Genomic DNA, 17,564 nt, shown 5'->3' with positions numbered 1-17,564 from the left:
CAACTCGTCAAGGTGGTGCCGAAGCCGCTGGTGAGGACTCCCGTTCCGCGGCTGCGGGCACACCCCGCCATCGTCAACTAACCTGTGGGCGTGACCGATCAGCAGCGTGTTCGACGGGGAGTCGGACCCGACTACCTCCTGGCCGGCAGGTACCGCCTCGCCGGCAAGCTCGGTGGCGGCGGAATGGGCGCAGTATGGCTCGCCACCGACACACTTCTGCACCGACAGGTGGCCGTCAAACAGGTCACGTCCACCACCGAGCTGAGCCCTGCGCAAGCCGTCGAGGTACGCAATCGGGCCATGCGCGAGGGGCGCATCGCCGCCCGCCTCTCCAGCCCCCACGCCATCGCGATGCACGACGTCGCTCTCGTCGACGGCGAGCCGTGGCTGATCATGGAATACCTGTCCTCGCGCAGTCTCGCGCAGGCACTCGGCAGCACAGATTCACTACCACCGTTCGAGGTCGCTCAGATCGGTGCTCAGATCGCCGACGCACTGACCGAGGCGCACGAGGCAGGAATAGTGCACCGCGACATCAAGCCGGGCAACATCCTGATCGCCGATCGCGGCAAAGATCTGGGCATCGTCAAGATCAGCGATTTCGGCATCTCCCGCGCCAAAGGAGACGTCGAGGCATCCGACGACAGCGTGATCACCGGCACCCCTGCGTATTTCGCTCCCGAGGTGGCCCGCGGACAGGATCCCACCGCAGCCAGCGACGTGTTCTCCCTCGGCGCAACGCTCTACACCGCCATCGAAGGAAAACCTCCGTTCGACATCGATCACGATTCGATCGCCCTGCTGCATCGAGTTGCCAAGGGACAGATCATCTCCCCTACCCGAAGCGGAGATCTCACCGGCCCGCTGCTGCACATGCTCGAGCCCGATCCTGCTCGGCGTCCCACCATGGCCCAGGCCCGCGACGAGATCATCCTCGCCGCGATCAGCAAGCGCGGCACCATAGCTCAGCTACGCGGCGTTCCCCTGACTTCTGCGGACGGCGTGGTTCCGGCATGGGCCCGACGCTCGACCCCGGTGTCCGAGTCTCGTCGACCGTCCCGAGAATTCGGTAGCACCGTCGCGGGACTCCCTGCCGTACAACCCGGTGAGAACCCAGCGAATCCGGTTCCCTCGACCTACTCTCCCCCACCGTTCGATCTCCCCCGAAAGAAGAAGAACCCCATCGAGAAGGTGCTGATGCAGATCGACGACGCCGTCGGCGATCGGACGTCGATTCCAGCGCCCGCCATCCTCGCCGCACTGATCCTCGCCGTCGTGATCGTGCTCATCCTGGTGATCACCGTTGCGCTGTAATCGGATTCGGGCCGGCTCCGTCAGCGCGCCTCGTGCACGATGATCGCGATCTGAACCCTGTTGCTGCACTCGAGCTTCGTCAGGATCCGTGACACGTAGGTCTTCACCGTCGCCACACTCATGTACAACTCTGCGCTGATCTCCGCGTTGGACTTCCCGGATCCCACAGAAACTGCCACCTCGCGTTCGCGATCGGTGAGAGAATCGAGCATCGCCCGCGCTCGCTCCGTGGCGGAGTCGTGTGAACGAGCGTCCTGCTCGCGCCAGTGAGCAACCAGGCGTCCGACGGCCGTCGGCGACAGCATCGACTCCCCGGTTCCGACGCGACGGACGGCGTCGATGATGTCACGTGGTGGCGTGTCCTTGAGCAAGAAACCGTTCGCTCCGGCCCGCAGTGCCCGCAGTAGATATTCGTCTGTATCGAAGGTGGTCAACACTACGATTGCCGTCGTATTCTGCTCTGCCCGAAGCATTTCGGTGGCGGCCAGACCATCCAGGACGGGCATCCGCACGTCCATCAGCACCACATCGGGAGACAGCGCGTGCACTGCATCGATACCGCTGCGCCCGTCGGACGCCTCACCGACCACGGCGATACCCGGATCCGAACTCAGAATCAGCGACAACCCGGCCCTCACCAATGCGTCGTCGTCGACCAGTAACACCTCGAGCACCTTGCCCACGTCGGTACCATCGGTCACTTCGGACATGGTAGCCACGCGTCCAAACGGTAGACCACTCCACTACTGCTGCGGGCGATTCCATATTCGATTCGCCCTCCTGCCAGTTCGATTCGCTCGGTGAGGCCGATCATCCCCGAGCGGGAACCGGGTACTGCCGCCAATTCTCCTGTGCTCAATTCATTTTCGAGCCATACTCGAATCTCGTTGTCCATCGGCACGATCCCGCAGAACACCGGCAATCCCGGCGCATGTTTCCTGGCATTGGTCAGACCTTCCTGAATCACGCGGTGGACGGTGCGTGACGTGGAGGCAGGCAGCGAGACATCCGCGGGCATCTCGTCGACGAACGTCACCTGCGAACCGGCTTTCTCCGAATCCTCGATCAGTGCAGCTATATCGGCCACACCCGGTTGTGGACGCGACGAGTTCACGCCCCCCGATCGAAGCACTCCCAGAATTTCCCGCAAATCCTCCAGAGCACCGTGGGCATTGGACCTGATGGTCGACGCGAGCGCTTCGACTTCACGCGCACCGACATCCGGCCGAACTTCGAGCGCACCCGCATGGAGACTGACCAACGAAATCCGATGTGCGAGAGCGTCGTGCATCTCACGTGCGATCCGCTCCCGTTCGAGTCCGCGAACGGTCTCGGCGCGCAACGTCGATTCCGACTCTGCCCGCTCCGCCCGCTCACGCAGCGAATCGATCACTTCCCGCCGCGACTTGACGACGATGCCCCACGCTGCCGGAATGCTCACGAAGGCAAGACTGAGTATCGCGGTGTACAGAATCGAGTCTTCGCCCCACAATCTGGTCCAGATCACCGGCGCGAGTACATGCAGAACGACCACCGCCGCGGTGACCCGCCACGACTTTCGAGACGCCACTGTGAAGACTGCCACCAGTTCGGCTCCTCCGACCGCGTCGGTCAGGACCGTGCACGCCGCCAGCGCTACTGCAATCTCGATCGGCCACCGTCGTCGCCACCACAGCAACACGGCACCGAGGACGCCGACGACAACCGCCACAACGGTGCTGGTGTGAGTCCTACCTTCGGTGTCCACGGCTACCGCCAGCACCAACAGCAGTGCGAACACGATGGCGGCGACATCCCAGACGCGTTCTCGATGCCGTCGCAACACAGTCGTCATCGACGTTTCACGATCGAACCAAGGGACGCCAGTATTGGCTGGTCTTCTTGTCCCGCACCACTACCCCGAGTCTGTCGAGCTCCGAACGCAACTCGCGCGCATCCGAACCCGCCTTCTTCTTCAACGCCATGTCCCGAGCTGTGAGCACCGCATTGACCTCCGGTGCCAGTCCCGGCGTCCCGGGCACCCACAGGTGGTACAGGTCGTCGTAGGGATCACCGGGCGCAACCCGGTAGCCCCGCTGCTCGAATGCCGCCTCGATCGCCTCGCGCTTCTCCTCGCTCTGCACTCGCACCACTTGACGCGAGGCCGCGTCGAGCACCACCAGCTCCTTACCGTCGACGAACACGGTACCGATCTGCGATCGGGACACCGTGGCGGTGTCGCCCTTCTCGGTGATGCGTACGTGCGCCTCCGATACCTCCACCCGCGCAGTGTCGTAGAACGCGGCGGCCACTAGCGCCAGCCCCAGGAGAACCCCCACCCCGATGCACACGTACCGCACCCACCACTGCGACCAGGACGCGATCAACTCCAACGGACCCTGGAACGGTATCCAGGTGAGCGATGCACCCCACTCCGCCACGTACGGCACCGCGAACCCCAGCAACCCACCGATCAACACGGCACCCGTGATCAGGAAGAGCCGATCGCCGCGGGAGAACCACAGCACCGCCGGCGGCGTCTCCCCCATCATCTTGTCGTCCATACCCTCACGGTATCGACAGCCGGACCTGGTACCCAGTCATCGAAAGTCGACAATTCGCCGACTTTCGGGCAACAGGCAGCTCTCCATCAGCCGCGAACCGGCATCACCAGCGTCGTCAGAGCGCCGTCCAGCGCGGAGCGGACCAGCATGGGCTGATCCGGCGCGGCGATGTCGAGCATCACGTCGGGTCCGACCGCCGAGGCGAGCGCCGCCTGCAGAACGGCCGCGTCGAAGAACACCACACTGTCCGAACCGGTCACCTGCCCGGGAACCGAGACACCATCGATCGAGATGCCGTTCTGCCCGGCAGCCACTCGCAGGGTGCCGCCATCGAGCGGCACACGATCTCGTTGCAGCACAACCCTCGTCACGGTCGGCGCCAAACCGTCCATGACCGACCGCCAGTCGGGGAACTCGCCGTCGACCGGGTCCACCTCGGCCCGGCCACCGTCGGAGTCGATCACCACCGAGTCGTCCGTCGCCGTCAGCACGAGGGTGCCCGACGCATGCAAGTTCGCAAGTGAGCCGACCGCTGCGATTCTCGACCAGGAGGTGCCGGACGAGCAGTGCGCGACGAGACTTCGGGTGGACAGTCGATACCGATCCGTCGCCGTGAGCGTGACCGAGCCGCCGTCCACCTCGATCAGGACGCCGCGCAACACCGGGAAATCGTCACTCGTCCCGGCTGCCGACGAGACCTGCTCCACTGCGGAGGCGAATTCGGCGGCAGACAGCGTTGCCGTGCAGTGTTTCTCGTCGAACATCCGGCGGATCGACACCGCTGCCTCGGCTGCCGCGCGCGCGTTCGCGGCAAGCTCTTCGACATGTCGATCCACGATCTCGACCGCCGCTGCGCCGTCGCCGTCGAGGGCGGCAGCCACCTTGTCCAGCGGCATCCCGATCTCGCGCAGTTGCCGAATGATGTTGGCTCGCTTCGACTATGCGCGCGTGTAGTAGCGATAACCGGACTTCGCGTCGATGGACGCCGGGACGAGCAAAGCACAGTCGTCGTAGAAGCGCAGGGCACTGGGGGTCAGCCCGCTCGAGCGAGCGAACACACCGATGGTCAGAAATTCTTCGTCGGAATCAGTCATGGCGAAATCTTGAGGCTTCGCGTTGGTCGAAGGTCAAGCGCGGACCGGTGACACCTAGTCGATTCGCCGCTTGTGCGCCCACCGCGTCAGCGCATTCCTGTTGGATTGCTGCGTCTTTCGCAGAACATTCGACGCATGGGTCTCGACAGTCTTGATGGAGATGAACAGCTCCTCAGCGATCTCGCGATAGGTGTATCCGCGCGCCAACAGCCGCAACACCTCCAATTCACGGGGCGTCAACGAATCCAGTTCCGGATCCAGCGGAGGCTCCGGCGCGGCACTACGACCGGTGAACGAATCGAGGACGAAACCGGCCAGCCGCGGGCTGAACACCGCGTCTCCCCCGGCGACCCGTCGAACACCGTCGGCGAGCTCCGAGCCGGCGATCGTCTTGGTCACGTACCCCCGGGCCCCCGCACGGATGACGGCTATGACGTCCTCGGCCGCGTCGGACACGCTCAGCGCCAGGCACACCGGCCCATCGGCGATGCGCTCGAGCACCGCCACGCCACCGCCGTCGGGCATGTGCACGTCGAGCAACACCACATCGGGTTTTGTCGCGTCGATGCCCGATACCGCCTCGGCGACGCCACCGGCTTCTCCGACCACCTCGATGTCCGCCTCCCTACCGAGCTCGGCTCGCACGCCCGAACGGAAGACCGCGTGGTCGTCGACCAGGAAAACTCGGAAAGGGGCGGTCACGTCGGCTTCTCCTGCTGGTCGGTTTCGGGCGATTCTGTGGACACAGTACTGCCGTTGCGGGGCATGAAGATGCGTACTTCGGTGCCTTTGCCGACGGTCGACCGCACCTGCACGGTGCCGCCGCGGCGTTCGACACGACCCCTGATGGACTTCGCCAGGCCCTGCCGGTCCTCGGGTACCTCGGTCTCGTCGAAACCGATTCCGCGGTCGCGGACGAAGATGCCGACCTGCTCCGCCTCGGTTTCGGCGAACAGGTCGATGTTGGTCTCACCGGAATGCTTGGCCGCGTTGACCAGCGCCTCTCGCGTGGCACCGAGAAGCGCGGTGAAACTTTCCCGGGACAGTCCGGATTCGACGTCGTCGGGCAGAAGATGGACGTCTCCGACCGTGACGGGTCTGACGGTCACCCCGTGCTGATCCTCGACCTCACCGGAGATGGTTGCGAGGGCGTCGGCCAAGCTGGAGTTGTCGGTGTCGCCGCCATCGAAGAGCCACCTGCGTAGCTCCCGCTCCTGCCCGCGCGCCAACCGCATCACCTCCTGCGGCCGATCGGACTGCTTCTGGATCAAGGCCAGTGTCTGCAACACGGAGTCGTGCAAGTGCGAGGCGATCTCTTCACGCTCGTCGTTCCGGATGCGCGCAGATCGCTCGGCACCGAGCGCACGCCAGGTCCGCAACCAGATGGGAACCGTCAACAACCCGACCCCGACGAGGGTGACCACCACCGCCAGCAGCGAGGAACGTAGCGCAGCCAGATCCACGCGGGCCAGAACCACCACCCCGAGCCCGAGGACGATCAGCGTCACGCCGCCGACCACCCGAGCCCAGCTCAGGACGGTCGGATGCTTGGGTAGTCCCAACGCCGTCCGTGGACCTTCGACATCGAACTCACGCCACACCAGCGCTGCACCGACCACCACGACGATGACCGGCACGATGACCGATGCGGCAGTACCGCTGAGAAGCCAGGCAAGCCCCACCGCGAGGCCGAGACCGATGGCAGCCAAACCCAGTGCACGCTGACGTTCGGCAGCACTCGGGTGCGCCGTGTCGTCGCCGACTGGCGTGAACATCCAGATCAGGCCGTACGCGGCGATTCCGGCACCGGCCGACGCCGCGAGCAGCGCGAAAGCCACCCGGATCTTGAAGACATCGACGCCGAGATGGTCGGCCAGACCTCCGGCGACGCCGCCCACGATGCGTCCGCCGCCGCGTCGTCGATAGGGGGCGGGAGCAGAGCGTGTAGGAGCGACAGGAAACGTGACAGGGGCGACCGGCGCGTCGCCGGCTGCGGGTGGTGTGTTGCGGGCGGCGTCAACGGCGGGATTGTCGACAGGGTGCACGCCTCGATCCTGGCACGGACGGGGCTGCTGTCGCATCAGGGTTCGCCCTGATGTTTCGGCCGTTCGCCGACGTCCGATCACGCTCGGGGTCGATATCAGGGGTATCCCTGATGTGTTTCACGATCGAGAACGCCACGATGGTTGTCATGAGCAACGTGACCGTCTCCGATCAGATTCAGCAGATGTGGCGCACCCGTCCGCACCGCTTGCCGCAACGCGGCCATGTGGCGGGTGTTGCAGCCGGTATCGGCTATCGCTACGACGTCGACCCCGTTCTGATTCGGGTCGCGTTCGTCGTGTCCACTGTGTTCGGCGGTACCGGCATCGTGCTGTACCTGGCGGCGTGGTTGGTGCTCAACCGAGCCGGCGACACGGCGTCTGGTGCAGAATCGCTCGTCGGCCGCGGCAGCAGCTCCGATTCGACGACCAAGATGGTGGTCGTCGCGGTGGCGTTGGTGATTGCGGTGTCGACGATCGGTCCGGTGGGGGTGGGGCTCGGCGGTTCGGGGCTCATCTCACTGTTGGCCATGCTCGGCGGTCTGTGGTTGCTGCATCAGCGTTGCCCCGAGCCGCCACCGTACCTGCGGACGGAAGAGTTTTCCCGAAACTACTACGCGCCGAAGCCTTTCGGATCCTACGGTGCGTCAGCGGAGCAGTGGACTGCCGCGCAGTATCGGCCGCCGCAGTTTCAGCAGGAGCAGTACAGCCCGTACACGACGCTACCGAAAAGCTACGTTCCGTCACCGAAAGCAGCCGACAGCTCCGATGGTGCGGACGCCGGGGTCGCCCGCACCGTGGATCTGAGCAAACAGAAGCCGGACGAGACGCCGACGGCCACTCCCCCGTCGTGGGACCCCCTCGGAGTGGCTCCGTTCGCCTGGGATCTGCCGGAACCGGCACCGGCATTCCCGCCGGCAGCGATCGAGCGTAAGCGCCGATCACGTTGGACGGCAAGCTTTCTCGGCCTAGCTCTGCTTGCTGCCGGCATCACCGCCGCGGTCGGAGCCGCATCCGGCGGCGACTGGGCCACAGCGGGCCGCGTCGGAGCCGTCGCGTTGTCGATCGTTGCGGTCGGGCTGATCCTCGGTGCCTTTCTCCGCAAGGGCTACGGACTGTTGGTGGTCGCGGCACCCCTGGCCGGATTCGTGGTCCTGGCGTCGGCGGTCGGGCCGGTGGATCTGGGCAGCGACACGTCGGGCAGTCGGCAGATCGCCCCGTTGACCGCTGCCGCGCTCGCCTCGTCCTACGACGTCGGTACCGGCGAGCTGGGCCTCGACCTCACCGGCATGACACTGACCGAGAATCGCACCGTCACTATCGATGTGGCGCTGGGCAGTGCGACGGTCACCGTGCCCGATTCGATGAGCGTCGCGGTGGAGTGCGATGCGCTGGTCGGTTCGTGCCCCTTCGAGACACGGTTCGGCCCGGCACCGAGCGACGACGCTCCAGTCCTGACGATCGTGGGAGATGTGGCACTCGGCGAATTGAAGGTGGAGAAGCAGTGAAGAAGAACAATGCCGACCGTGTCGGCCACGACTACGGCGACAGCGATTCCGACACCGAGACGCAGAACTCCAACCGCCGGGGACCGTCGGCGCTGCTGTTGCTGGCAGGACTGGCCGCCATGGTCGTCTCGGTGGCAGCCATCATCGGCCAGGATGCGATCGCCGCACTGGGCGACGTGCAATTTCGCTGGGTCTTCGTGATCGCTGCCGTCGCAGTAGGAGTCGCGCTACTACTGGGGCCGAGCAGAAAGAGCTGACACGTTCACTCCCACTCGATGGTGCCCGGCGGCTTGCTCGTCACGTCGAGAACGACTCGGTTGACCTCCGGAACCTCGTTGGTCACCCGAGTCGAAATCGTTTCCAGAACGTCGTACGGCAACCGGGTCCAGTCCGCAGTCATCGCGTCCTCGCTCGACACCGGACGCAGCACGATCGGATGACCGTAGGTACGACCGTCTCCCTGCACTCCGACGCTGCGCACATCCGCCAGCAGCACCACCGGGCACTGCCAGATCTGCTGATCCAAGCCGGCGACCGTAAGTTCTTCTCGCACAATTGAATCCGCGTGACGTAGCGTGGCCAACCGGTCCGCAGTGATCTCTCCGACGATGCGAATGGCCAGGCCCGGTCCCGGGAAGGGTTGTCTACCGACGATGTCCTCGGGCAGTCCCAGTTCACGCCCGACAGCGCGAACCTCGTCCTTGAACAACGCGCGCAACGGCTCGACCAAAGCGAACTGCAGATCGTCCGGCAAACCGCCCACATTGTGATGGCTCTTGATGTTGGCGGTTCCCGAACCACCACCGGACTCCACCACGTCCGGATAGAGCGTGCCCTGCACCAGGAACTCGACGGAGTCGCCGTGCTCGGCGTTCTCACCCAGCACCTCGGCGACGGCACCCTCGAAGCTACGAATGAACTCGCGGCCGATGATCTTGCGCTTCTCCTCGGGATCGGAGACGCCCTCGAGCGCTCCGAGGAAGGTGTCCACTGCATCGACGGTGACGAGCTTGGCACCGGTGGCAGCCACGAAATCTTGCTGAACCTGTTCGCGCTCGCCGGCACGCAGCAATCCGTGGTCGACGAAGACACAGGTCAACCGATCGCCGATCGCCCGCTGCACCAGAGCCGCCGCCACAGCGGAGTCGACACCACCGGACAGACCACAGATGGCTTTACCCGTCGGACCGACCTGCTCCTGGACCGCCTCGACCAGAGCGTCGGCGATGTTGGCCGCCGTCCAGTCCGGAGCGATGCCTGCCGTCTCGTGCAGGAAGCGACTCAGCACCTGCTGTCCGTGCGGGGAGTGCAGCACCTCGGGGTGATACTGCACTCCGGCCATCCGCTTGGCCTGGTTCTCGAAGGCGGCAACCGGTGCACCCGCGCTGGTGGCGGTGACGGTGAAGCCCTCCGGAGCCGCGGTGACCGCGTCGCCGTGGCTCATCCACACCGGCTGGGTAGCAGGCAAACCGTCGTGCAGACGACCTCCGTCGACACTGAGCTGAGTGCGACCGTACTCCCGCGTTCCGGTGTGCTCGACGGTTCCGCCGAGGGCCTGGGCCATAGCCTGGAATCCGTAGCAGATTCCGAACACCGGGATACCGAGGTCGAGGAGCGCGGAGTCCAGCTCGGGTGCACCGTCGGCGTAGACGCTCGACGGTCCACCGGAGAGCACCAACGCAACCGGATCCTTCGCGGCGATCTCCTCGGCGGTCGCGGAGTGCGAGATCACCTCGGAGTACACATTTGCCTCACGGACACGGCGGGCGATCAACTGCGCGTACTGAGCACCGAAGTCGACGACGAGAACCGGGCGTGCGTGTGCGGGATCGGGTGCAGTGGAGTCGGTCACCGGGTCAGTCTAGTGGGACTGCTGCAGCGCTCACGCAACACCCGAATGCTCGACGTGCATCGCCGCAGAGCCGGACCTGATCTCGACGATCGGCAGCCTCAGACCACCCGGAGCATCGACCGGAACCACGGGCGAGTTCGGTGCGATCGGGTCGAGCCGCTGATACGGAAGACCCTGCGCCGGACGCAGATCCAGCTCGCCCTTGTTCGGCCACAACGCTGCGGACCGCTCGGCCTGCGCGCTGATGGTCAGCGACGGGTTGACGCCCAGGTTGGCCGACACTGCCGCACCGTCGACCACACTCAGCGTCGGGTATCCGTGAACGCGGTGGTAGGGATCGATGACACCGTGCGCAGAATCGGAGGCAATGGCGCAGCCGCCGAGGAAGTGTGCGGTGAGCGGGATGTTGAACAGCTCTCCCCACGTGCCGCCTGCGACGCCGCCGATCTTCTTGGCGATGCGTCGGGTGGCGTCGTTGCCCTCGGGGATCCACGTCGGGTTCGGCTCACCGTGGCCTTGCCTGCTGGAGATCTTGCGGCCGAACGGCCCACGCTTGGTGAACGTGGTGATCGAATTGTCGAGGTTCTGCATCACCAGAGCGATGATGGTGCGCTCGCTCCAGTGCCGAACGTTGACCACTCGAACGAACTGCACCGGATGTGCGATGAGCGCGAACACGAACTTGAGCCACCGCGGAATCCTGCCCCCGCCGTCGGTCATCAAGGTCTGCAGCATGCCCATCGCGTTGGAGCCCTTGCCGTAGCGGCACGGTTCGATGTGGGTGTTGGGGCTGGGGTGGAACGAGGACGTGATGGCGACTCCGCGCGTGAGATCCATGTTCGGATCGACCGCCAGCTTGGCCGCCCCGACGATCGACTCCGAGTTGGTGCGGGTCAGCTCGCCGAGAGTGTCAGACAACTTGGGCAGCGCGCCCGTGTCCTTCATTTTGTGCAGCAGGTTCTGTGTGCCCCACGTGCCTGCTGCCAGAACGACATTCGCGGCGCTGTACGTCTTTCGCCCCTTGCGTAGCCGCGCTCCGGTGCGCTCGGTGTCGACGTCCCAGGTGCCGTCGGACCGAGGATGCAGGCCGGTGACCGTCGTCATCGGGACGATTTCGGCTCCCGCGCGTTCGGCCAGCCCGAGATAATTCTTCAGCAGGGTGTTCTTGGCTCCGTGACGGCACCCCGTCATGCACTCGCCGCACTCGATGCAGCCGGTGCGGTCGGGGCCGGCACCGCCGAAGTACGGGTCCGGAACGGTCTTGCCGGGCTCGTCGCCGAAGAAGACGCCCACCGGGGTCTGAATGAAGGTATCGGCGACGCCCATGTCTTCGGCCACCGACTTCATCACCTCGTCGGCCGGGGTCATGTGCGGGTTGCGTACGACGCCGAGCATGCGCGTGGCCTGGTCGTAGAACGGGGAGAGCTCACTGCTCCAGTCGGTGATGTGGGCCCACTGCTTGTCCTCGAAGAACGGAGCCTGGGGCTTGTACAGGGTGTTCGCGTAGTTCAGTGAACCGCCGCCGACGCCGGCACCGGCGAGGATGAGGCAATCGCGCAACAGGTGCACGCGCTGAATACCGTAGAGGCCCAGCTTCGGTGCCCACAGGAAGCGCTTGAGATCCCAGCTGTTCTTGGCGAAGTCCTTGTCCTCGAATCGCTGCCCGGCCTCGAGGATCCCGACGCGGTATCCCTTCTCCACCAGCCGAAGCGCGGTGACGCTTCCACCGAAGCCCGAGCCGACGACGAGAACGTCGTAGTCCGTTGCGCGTCCAGCTGAACCCATGGTGACCTCCGCTACATCCGATGCTGTCGAACAGTATGCACACCGACGTGTGACTACCGCCACAAGCGATTCTAGCTGTTACCGGAGGTATCACCAACCCAGGGTGGACTTATGTCGACCGCACGCAGCAGAAAGGGCGCGCACCCCCATGTGAGAGGAGTGCGCGCCCTGACGAGCACGCTGGATCAGGCCCTGACGTTCAGGCCCACCTTCTGGAATTCCTTGAGATCGGAGTAACCCGACTTCGCCATCGACCGACGCAGTCCGCCGACGAGATTGATCGACCCGTAGGACTCGCGCGACGGCCCGTGCAGCACCTGATCGAGGCTCGGACGCTCTCCGGCCGACATCGGCAGCAACGCACCACGAGGCATCGACGGGTGCGCCGCAGCGGACGGCCAGTACCAGCCACCGCCGGGAGCCTCCGCGGCGACGGCCAACGGGGCACCGAGAACCGCAGCATCGGCACCGCACGCGATGGCCTTGGCCAACGCACCGGAGGTGGTGATGTCGCCGTCGGCGATGACGTGCACGTAACGCCCACCCGTCTCGTCCAGGTAGTCGCGACGTGCGGCCGCCGCATCGGCGATCGCGGTGGCCATCGGAACGCCGATACCGAGTACCTCGCCGGTGGTGGTGCCGCCTTCGACGGAGCCGTAACCGACGATGACACCCGCCGCCCCGGTACGCATCAGGTGCAGTGCGGTGCGGTGATCACTGACGCCGCCGGCGATGACGGGAACGTCGAGTTCGGCGATGAACGTCTTGAGGTTGAGCGGCTCCTCGTCACCGTGTGCCACGTGCTCGGCCGAAATGATGGTGCCCTGGATTACCAGTAGATCCAGTCCCGCCGCCACGAGGGCGGGCGTCAGTGCTCGGGCGTTCTGCGGGCTCACTCGCACCGCGACGGTCACCCCGGAATCACGGACCTGACCTACCGCAGCAGCCAACAGATCCGGCTGCAGCGGAGCAGCATGCAGTTCTTGGAGGAATGCGATGGGCGCGTCGGGATCGAGATCGGTCTCGGCGATATGGATCAACTGATCCAACTTGGCCTGCACGTCGGAGTGGCGGGCCCACAGCCCCTCACCGTTGATCACCCCGAGTCCACCCTGACGACCCAACTCGATCGCGAACGCGGGCGAGACCAGAGCATCGGTCGGATGGGCGAGCACCGGGATGTCGAACCGATACGCGTCGAGTTGCCACGCCGTCGACACCTCCTTCGACGACCGAGTACGACGGGACGGCACGATGTCGACGTCGTCCAGCTGGTAGGTGCGGCGGGCTTCTCTGCCCATGCCGATTTCAACGAGGTCGCGCACGCGCGCACCTTTCTACTTCGAGAGCGAATCGAGTCGGCCGAATGGAGCCGAGTCGACTATCGGGTGGTGTAGTTCGGGGCCTCTGCGGTCATCGTGATGTCGTGCGGGTGGCTCTCCTTGAGCCCCGCCGCAGTGATCTGCACGAACTGAGCCTTCTGCAGGTCTTCGATCGAGTTGGACCCGGTGTAGCCCATCGCAGCTCGCAGACCACCGGTGAGCTGGTGAATGACCTGGTTCAACGGTCCGCGATACGGGACACGGCCTTCGATGCCCTCGGGCACCAGCTTGTCCTCGGCCAGCACGTCGTCCTGGAAGTAGCGGTCCTTGGAGAACGACTTCGCTCCTCCGCGTCCCTGCATGGCCCCGAGAGAACCCATTCCGCGGTAGCTCTTGAACTGCTTGCCGCCCACGAGGATCAGCTCACCCGGCGATTCGGCGGTACCGGCCAGCAACGATCCGAGCATGGCGGTCGACGCCCCGGCGGCGAGCGCCTTGGCGATATCGCCGGAGAACTGCATACCGCCGTCGGCGATGACCGGCACACCGTGCGGCTTGCACGCCGCGACGGCTTCGAGGATGGCAGTGATTTGCGGGGCACCGACACCTGCGACCACGCGGGTGGTGCAGATCGATCCTGGTCCGACGCCGACCTTCACCGCGTCTGCACCGGCCTCGACGAGGGCGAGTGCGCCTGCGCGAGTGGCGACGTTTCCGCCGACGACCTGAACCCGATCGCCGACCTCGGCCTTGAGCTTGCTGACCATCTCGAGCACCTGCGAGTTGTGGCCGTGCGCGGTGTCGACGATGACGACGTCGACCCCGGCATCGGTCAACGCCATCGAACGTGCCCAAGCATCCTGCCCGACGCCTACAGCGGCACCGACGAGCAATCTGCCGTCACGGTCCTTGGTGGCGTTGGGGTGCTGTTCCGTCTTGACGAAGTCCTTGACCGTGATGAGACCGGTGAGCGCGCCCTTGCCGTCCACGATCGGAAGCTTCTCGATCTTGTGGCGACGCAACAGGCCGAGGGCAGCCTCGGCGGTGACGCCCTCCTGCGCGGTGATGAGCGGAGCCTTGGTCATGACATCGGCGACGCGGCGGTTCTGATCCACCTCGAAGCGCATGTCGCGGTTGGTGATGATGCCGACCAGCGCGCCGGTCTCGTCGGTGACGGGCAATCCCGAGATGCGGAAACGCGCGCACATCGCGTCGACCTCGGCCAACGAATCGGTGGGCTTGCACGTGACCGGGTCGGTGACCATGCCGGCTTCGGAGCGCTTGACGGTTTCGACCTGGGAGGCCTGATCCTGCAACGACAGGTTGCGGTGCAGTACGCCCATTCCGCCCGCGCGGGCCATCGCGATGGCCATCCGCGCCTCGGTGACGGTATCCATGGCCGAGCTGACCAACGGCACCCGCAAGCGAATGTCACGGGTGATCTGACTGGACGTGTCGACCGAGCTGGGGATCAGATCCGAAGCGGCCGGCAGCAGCAGGACGTCATCGAACGTGAGGCCGAGCATTGCGACCTTGTTGGGATCGTCGCCGCCTGTGCGGACGTGGGCTCCGGGACTACTCATGCGGATCTGGCCCTCCCTGGAGCCTGGTTGCACTTCGGCGCGGCGTGCGGCCGGTGAGAGCTCGCAGGCGCACCACGTGCGGTGTTGGAGAACGGATGGAGTTTCGGCACTTGCACTCATCTGTTCAGCGCCGGGAACCATGGTATCGGCTAGGGCACCACCAGTGCGAATGCCTCCCACTACGGCCTGTCCTGGGCCCGCTGATCTCGACAATCGGCAGGTGTCCACGGCGTTCACGTCCGGCATGTCGCGTTCGAACGGCTGGCGCAGACCCACCAATCCTGCGTACCGTGGAGGCGTGCGCGATCAACTGCCTCCCGGTTTACCCCCGGACCCCTTCGCCGGAGACCCCGCCGACCCGTCGGCCGCCCTCGACGCCATCGAGCCGGGCCAACCCCTCGATCCCCAGGAACGGCTGGCCGTAGAGGAAGATCTGGCGGACCTCGCTGTTTACGAAGCACTGCTGGGCCACCGCGGTATCCGCGGGCTCGTCGTGTGCTGCGAGGACTGCCAGCAGGACCATTACCACGACTGGGACATGCTGCGTGCGAACCTGCTGCAGCTACTGGTCGACGGCACCGTGAGACCACACGAGCCGGCATACGACCCCGTTCCCGACGCGTACGTCACCTGGGACTACTGCCGCGGTTTCGCGGACGCCTCCATGAACGACGCTCTGCACGGCGACGGTTTCGACAGCTGAGTTCACGTCCGACCACCTCGTAACGAAGAAGCCCGACACGATGATCGTGTCGGGCTTCTTCGTGACCGGAGTCGGTGGAGCAGTTCGGTTCTCGCTCAGCTTCCGCCGGACGGAACCGACATGCGATCGCGATTCTCCGATGTACTGCCACCGGCGGTAGCCGTAGGTTCGTTCGGGTCCGGAACAGCGGTCGGCGTGACGTCCGTCGTGGTAGGACTCGGGCTCGTCGTCACCGGAGGACTGACCGGTGTGGTCGTTTCCGGGTTCGGCGTGATCGGGGCCGCGCTGGTGTCCGGCACCACTGCGTCCACCGGAGCCTGAGGAGCTATCGCGTCTGTGCTCGGTGCGGGAGCAGGCAGGCTGGGAACCGCCGCCGGGGCCGGGATCGGTGCGGGCACTGTCAACGCCTCGAGCTCCTGCAACAGCCGCGCCAACCACTGGTCGAGCTCGGCGCGCTGGGAACCGTCCAACACAGCAGAGCTGCGATCGGATGCACCGTCCAGCAGAGCCCGAGCCGCATCGGCGTCACCCGACGACAGGAGGTTCTCGGCCTCCTGCAGCTTGGACGTCGTATCGATCTGCGCCACAGTCGAATCGGCTTGCTCGGAGAACACGACGGACTTGACGCTCCACAGCGGATCGTCGGGCGTCGAGTTGTAGGAGATGACCACCAAGCCACCCATCACCACAGCGATCGCGGCAGCAGCTCCGGCGATGGGACGCAGCAGACGCATTCGTCCACCACGATTCGCCGAGCTCCTACGCGACATGTCGGCGGCGAGCTTCTCGCGCTCCACCGAGGCCACGACCACGTCGAGGGAAGGGCCGGCGGGCATCGCCGGCGACACCACTTCTGCTCGCCAGTTCGCGAGTAGAAGGGCAAGTTGGTATTCGTCCGCGTCATCGGTGGCGATCGGTCCGTCACCACTGATCGCGTCGATGAACGCATCGTCACGACGTACGGCGACGAGGTCCACGGGACCACCGTCTGCGCCGATGTCGGCATAGGGATCGTTCTGCTTCGGTCCAGTGGGGTTCACTTGCTCACCGATTCGCGAGATTCCGCGACGCGGGGTCTCGCCGGAGCCACCGTGACCATTGTCCCTAGCCATACATTTCACCTGCTCTCACAACTTCGTTCTTCAGTTTTGCGATAGCTCGGTGCTGAGCCACGCGGATAGCGCCTGCAGTGCTGCCGACTGCCGCGGCTGTTTCCTCGGCCGACAATCCGACGATGAGTCGGAGCACCAGGATTTCTCGGTGCTTGGCGGGCAAGGTGTCCAGCAGGGCAGTCATCTGACGACTCGACTCGGATTCGAGAGCACGTTGCTCCGGTCCGTGTTCCATCGACACGACATCTGGTACTTCGGCGGCCGGGTCCGATTTGTTACGCGAGGCGCTGCGATGGGCATCGGCGACCTTGTGAGCCGCGATGCCGTACACGAATGCCATGAACGGACGACCTTGGTCCTGGTAACGCGGCAAGGCGGTCATGACTGCCAAACAGACCTCCTGCGCCACGTCGTCGGCCGATAGCTGACCGCGTTCGGCCGATCCGACTCGCGCCCGGCAGTACCGGACTACGAGTGGTCGGATGAACTCCAAGACCCGGGACAGAGCCAGTCGATCGCCTTGCGCTGCGGCAACGACGAAAGAGTCCAACTCCTCACCCGCTGTGTTCATCGTCGACAATTTTCCCCGCGTTACAGGTACGCACCCGCCTGGGAGCGCTTCCACGTGGTGGTGGAACGTGACCAAGGATAGCGACACCCACCCCGACCAACCGAACCACTCGGTCCGTCTCCGACCGCGTTGCTG

Annotated in this window: 17 protein-coding genes; 4 read left to right on the top strand and 13 right to left on the bottom strand. The window is 65.3% G+C overall.

Annotated features, from left to right (window positions below; translation table 11 throughout):
- Positions 1-90: 90 nt before the first annotated feature.
- Positions 91-1,314 carry a serine/threonine-protein kinase gene (locus ACFI9K_RS05220; protein ID WP_462662532.1) on the top strand — a complete coding sequence of 408 codons (1,224 nt, stop codon included), beginning with the start codon at positions 91-93 and terminating at the stop codon, positions 1,312-1,314.
- A gap of 20 nt (positions 1,315-1,334) precedes the next feature.
- Here the strand turns inward: ACFI9K_RS05220 and ACFI9K_RS05215 are convergent, their stop codons facing one another.
- The 7 genes from ACFI9K_RS05215 to ACFI9K_RS05185 all read right to left on the bottom strand — a co-directional run bounded on the left by ACFI9K_RS05215 (position 1,335) and on the right by ACFI9K_RS05185 (position 6,996).
- On the bottom strand, positions 1,335-2,015 hold the full coding sequence (locus ACFI9K_RS05215) for a response regulator transcription factor (RefSeq protein WP_462662531.1): 681 nt from the start codon (positions 2,013-2,015) through the stop codon (positions 1,335-1,337).
- Positions 2,012-3,148: a sensor histidine kinase gene (locus ACFI9K_RS05210; RefSeq protein ID WP_462662530.1), complete on the bottom strand. Its 1,137-nt coding sequence runs from the start codon at positions 3,146-3,148 to the stop codon at positions 2,012-2,014. Before ACFI9K_RS05210 ends, ACFI9K_RS05215 begins: the two co-directional genes overlap by 4 nt.
- A gap of 7 nt (positions 3,149-3,155) precedes the next feature.
- Positions 3,156-3,857: a YqeB family protein gene (locus ACFI9K_RS05205; RefSeq protein ID WP_462662529.1), complete on the bottom strand. Its 702-nt coding sequence runs from the start codon at positions 3,855-3,857 to the stop codon at positions 3,156-3,158.
- A gap of 86 nt (positions 3,858-3,943) precedes the next feature.
- Complete coding sequence (locus ACFI9K_RS05200; RefSeq protein ID WP_462662528.1) at positions 3,944-4,753, bottom strand: DNA polymerase III subunit beta family protein; 810 nt, start codon at positions 4,751-4,753, stop codon at positions 3,944-3,946.
- 42 nt (positions 4,754-4,795) lie between these two features.
- Positions 4,796-4,951 (bottom strand): MerR family DNA-binding transcriptional regulator, encoded by a 156-nt coding sequence (locus ACFI9K_RS05195; protein ID WP_462662527.1) that lies wholly within the window; start codon positions 4,949-4,951, stop codon positions 4,796-4,798.
- A 54-nt stretch (positions 4,952-5,005) separates the two neighbouring features.
- Positions 5,006-5,653, bottom strand: coding sequence for a response regulator (locus tag ACFI9K_RS05190; protein WP_462662526.1), 648 nt, complete (start codon positions 5,651-5,653; stop codon positions 5,006-5,008).
- Positions 5,650-6,996, bottom strand: coding sequence for a sensor histidine kinase (locus tag ACFI9K_RS05185; RefSeq protein ID WP_462662525.1), 1,347 nt, complete (start codon positions 6,994-6,996; stop codon positions 5,650-5,652). Before ACFI9K_RS05185 ends, ACFI9K_RS05190 begins: the two co-directional genes overlap by 4 nt.
- 146 nt (positions 6,997-7,142) lie before the next feature.
- On the opposite strand from ACFI9K_RS05185, the gene ACFI9K_RS05180 reads away from it, so the two are divergent.
- Complete coding sequence (locus ACFI9K_RS05180; protein WP_462662524.1) at positions 7,143-8,501, top strand: PspC domain-containing protein; 1,359 nt, start codon at positions 7,143-7,145, stop codon at positions 8,499-8,501.
- A complete protein-coding gene (locus ACFI9K_RS05175; protein WP_462662523.1) occupies positions 8,498-8,758 on the top strand; it encodes a hypothetical protein in 261 nt (86 codons plus the stop codon). The genes ACFI9K_RS05180 and ACFI9K_RS05175 overlap by 4 nt, the downstream gene beginning before the upstream one ends.
- A 5-nt stretch (positions 8,759-8,763) precedes the next feature.
- Here ACFI9K_RS05175 and guaA read toward each other — a convergent pair whose 3' ends face one another.
- From guaA to guaB, 4 genes are all read right to left on the bottom strand, one after another.
- Positions 8,764-10,353, bottom strand: a complete 1,590-nt coding sequence (gene guaA / locus ACFI9K_RS05170; protein ID WP_462662522.1) for a glutamine-hydrolyzing GMP synthase — start codon at positions 10,351-10,353, stop codon at positions 8,764-8,766.
- 30 nt (positions 10,354-10,383) lie between these two features.
- On the bottom strand, positions 10,384-12,138 hold the full coding sequence (locus ACFI9K_RS05165; RefSeq protein ID WP_462662521.1) for an FAD-dependent oxidoreductase: 1,755 nt from the start codon (positions 12,136-12,138) through the stop codon (positions 10,384-10,386).
- Positions 12,139-12,323: 185 nt separating this feature from the next.
- Entirely contained in the window at positions 12,324-13,463 is a 1,140-nt protein-coding gene (locus ACFI9K_RS05160) for a GuaB3 family IMP dehydrogenase-related protein (protein WP_462662520.1), read from the bottom strand.
- Between the two features lie 56 nt (positions 13,464-13,519).
- Entirely contained in the window at positions 13,520-15,043 is a 1,524-nt protein-coding gene (gene guaB / locus ACFI9K_RS05155; protein WP_222092881.1) for an IMP dehydrogenase, read from the bottom strand.
- Between the two features lie 298 nt (positions 15,044-15,341).
- Here guaB and ACFI9K_RS05150 point away from each other — a divergent pair, with 298 nt between their 5' ends.
- Entirely contained in the window at positions 15,342-15,746 is a 405-nt protein-coding gene (locus ACFI9K_RS05150; protein ID WP_032378069.1) for a DUF5319 domain-containing protein, read from the top strand.
- Positions 15,747-15,841: 95 nt separating this feature from the next.
- Here the strand turns inward: ACFI9K_RS05150 and ACFI9K_RS05145 are convergent, their stop codons facing one another.
- Complete coding sequence (locus ACFI9K_RS05145) at positions 15,842-16,858, bottom strand: anti-sigma-D factor RsdA (protein WP_462662519.1); 1,017 nt, start codon at positions 16,856-16,858, stop codon at positions 15,842-15,844.
- On the bottom strand, positions 16,851-17,429 hold the full coding sequence (locus tag ACFI9K_RS05140) for a sigma-70 family RNA polymerase sigma factor (protein WP_032376740.1): 579 nt from the start codon (positions 17,427-17,429) through the stop codon (positions 16,851-16,853). Before ACFI9K_RS05140 ends, ACFI9K_RS05145 begins: the two co-directional genes overlap by 8 nt.
- Positions 17,430-17,564 lie beyond the last annotated feature (135 nt).

It is taken from the genome of Rhodococcus sp. PSi06 (assembly GCF_054960675.1).
Note: the sequence above shows the minus strand (reverse complement) of the source record. Positions and strands in the feature narration are given on the sequence as shown.

What these genes read in the sequence shown, in the direction of transcription:
- guaB (WP_222092881.1), bottom strand. Translation starts at nt 15,043, where the DNA reads ATGAGTAGTCCCGGAGCCCACGTCCGCACAGGCGGCGACGATCCCAAC.
- ACFI9K_RS05205 (WP_462662529.1), bottom strand. Translation starts at nt 3,857, where the DNA reads ATGGACGACAAGATGATGGGGGAGACGCCGCCGGCGGTGCTGTGGTTC.
- ACFI9K_RS05195 (WP_462662527.1), bottom strand. Translation starts at nt 4,951, where the DNA reads ATGACTGATTCCGACGAAGAATTTCTGACCATCGGTGTGTTCGCTCGC.
- ACFI9K_RS05140 (WP_032376740.1), bottom strand. Translation starts at nt 17,429, where the DNA reads ATGAACACAGCGGGTGAGGAGTTGGACTCTTTCGTCGTTGCCGCAGCG.
- ACFI9K_RS05210 (WP_462662530.1), bottom strand. Translation starts at nt 3,148, where the DNA reads ATGACGACTGTGTTGCGACGGCATCGAGAACGCGTCTGGGATGTCGCC.
- ACFI9K_RS05165 (WP_462662521.1), bottom strand. Translation starts at nt 12,138, where the DNA reads ATGGGTTCAGCTGGACGCGCAACGGACTACGACGTTCTCGTCGTCGGC.
- ACFI9K_RS05200 (WP_462662528.1), bottom strand. Translation starts at nt 4,753, where the DNA reads ATGCCGCTGGACAAGGTGGCTGCCGCCCTCGACGGCGACGGCGCAGCG.
- ACFI9K_RS05180 (WP_462662524.1), top strand. Translation starts at nt 7,143, where the DNA reads ATGAGCAACGTGACCGTCTCCGATCAGATTCAGCAGATGTGGCGCACC.
- ACFI9K_RS05145 (WP_462662519.1), bottom strand. Translation starts at nt 16,858, where the DNA reads ATGGCTAGGGACAATGGTCACGGTGGCTCCGGCGAGACCCCGCGTCGC.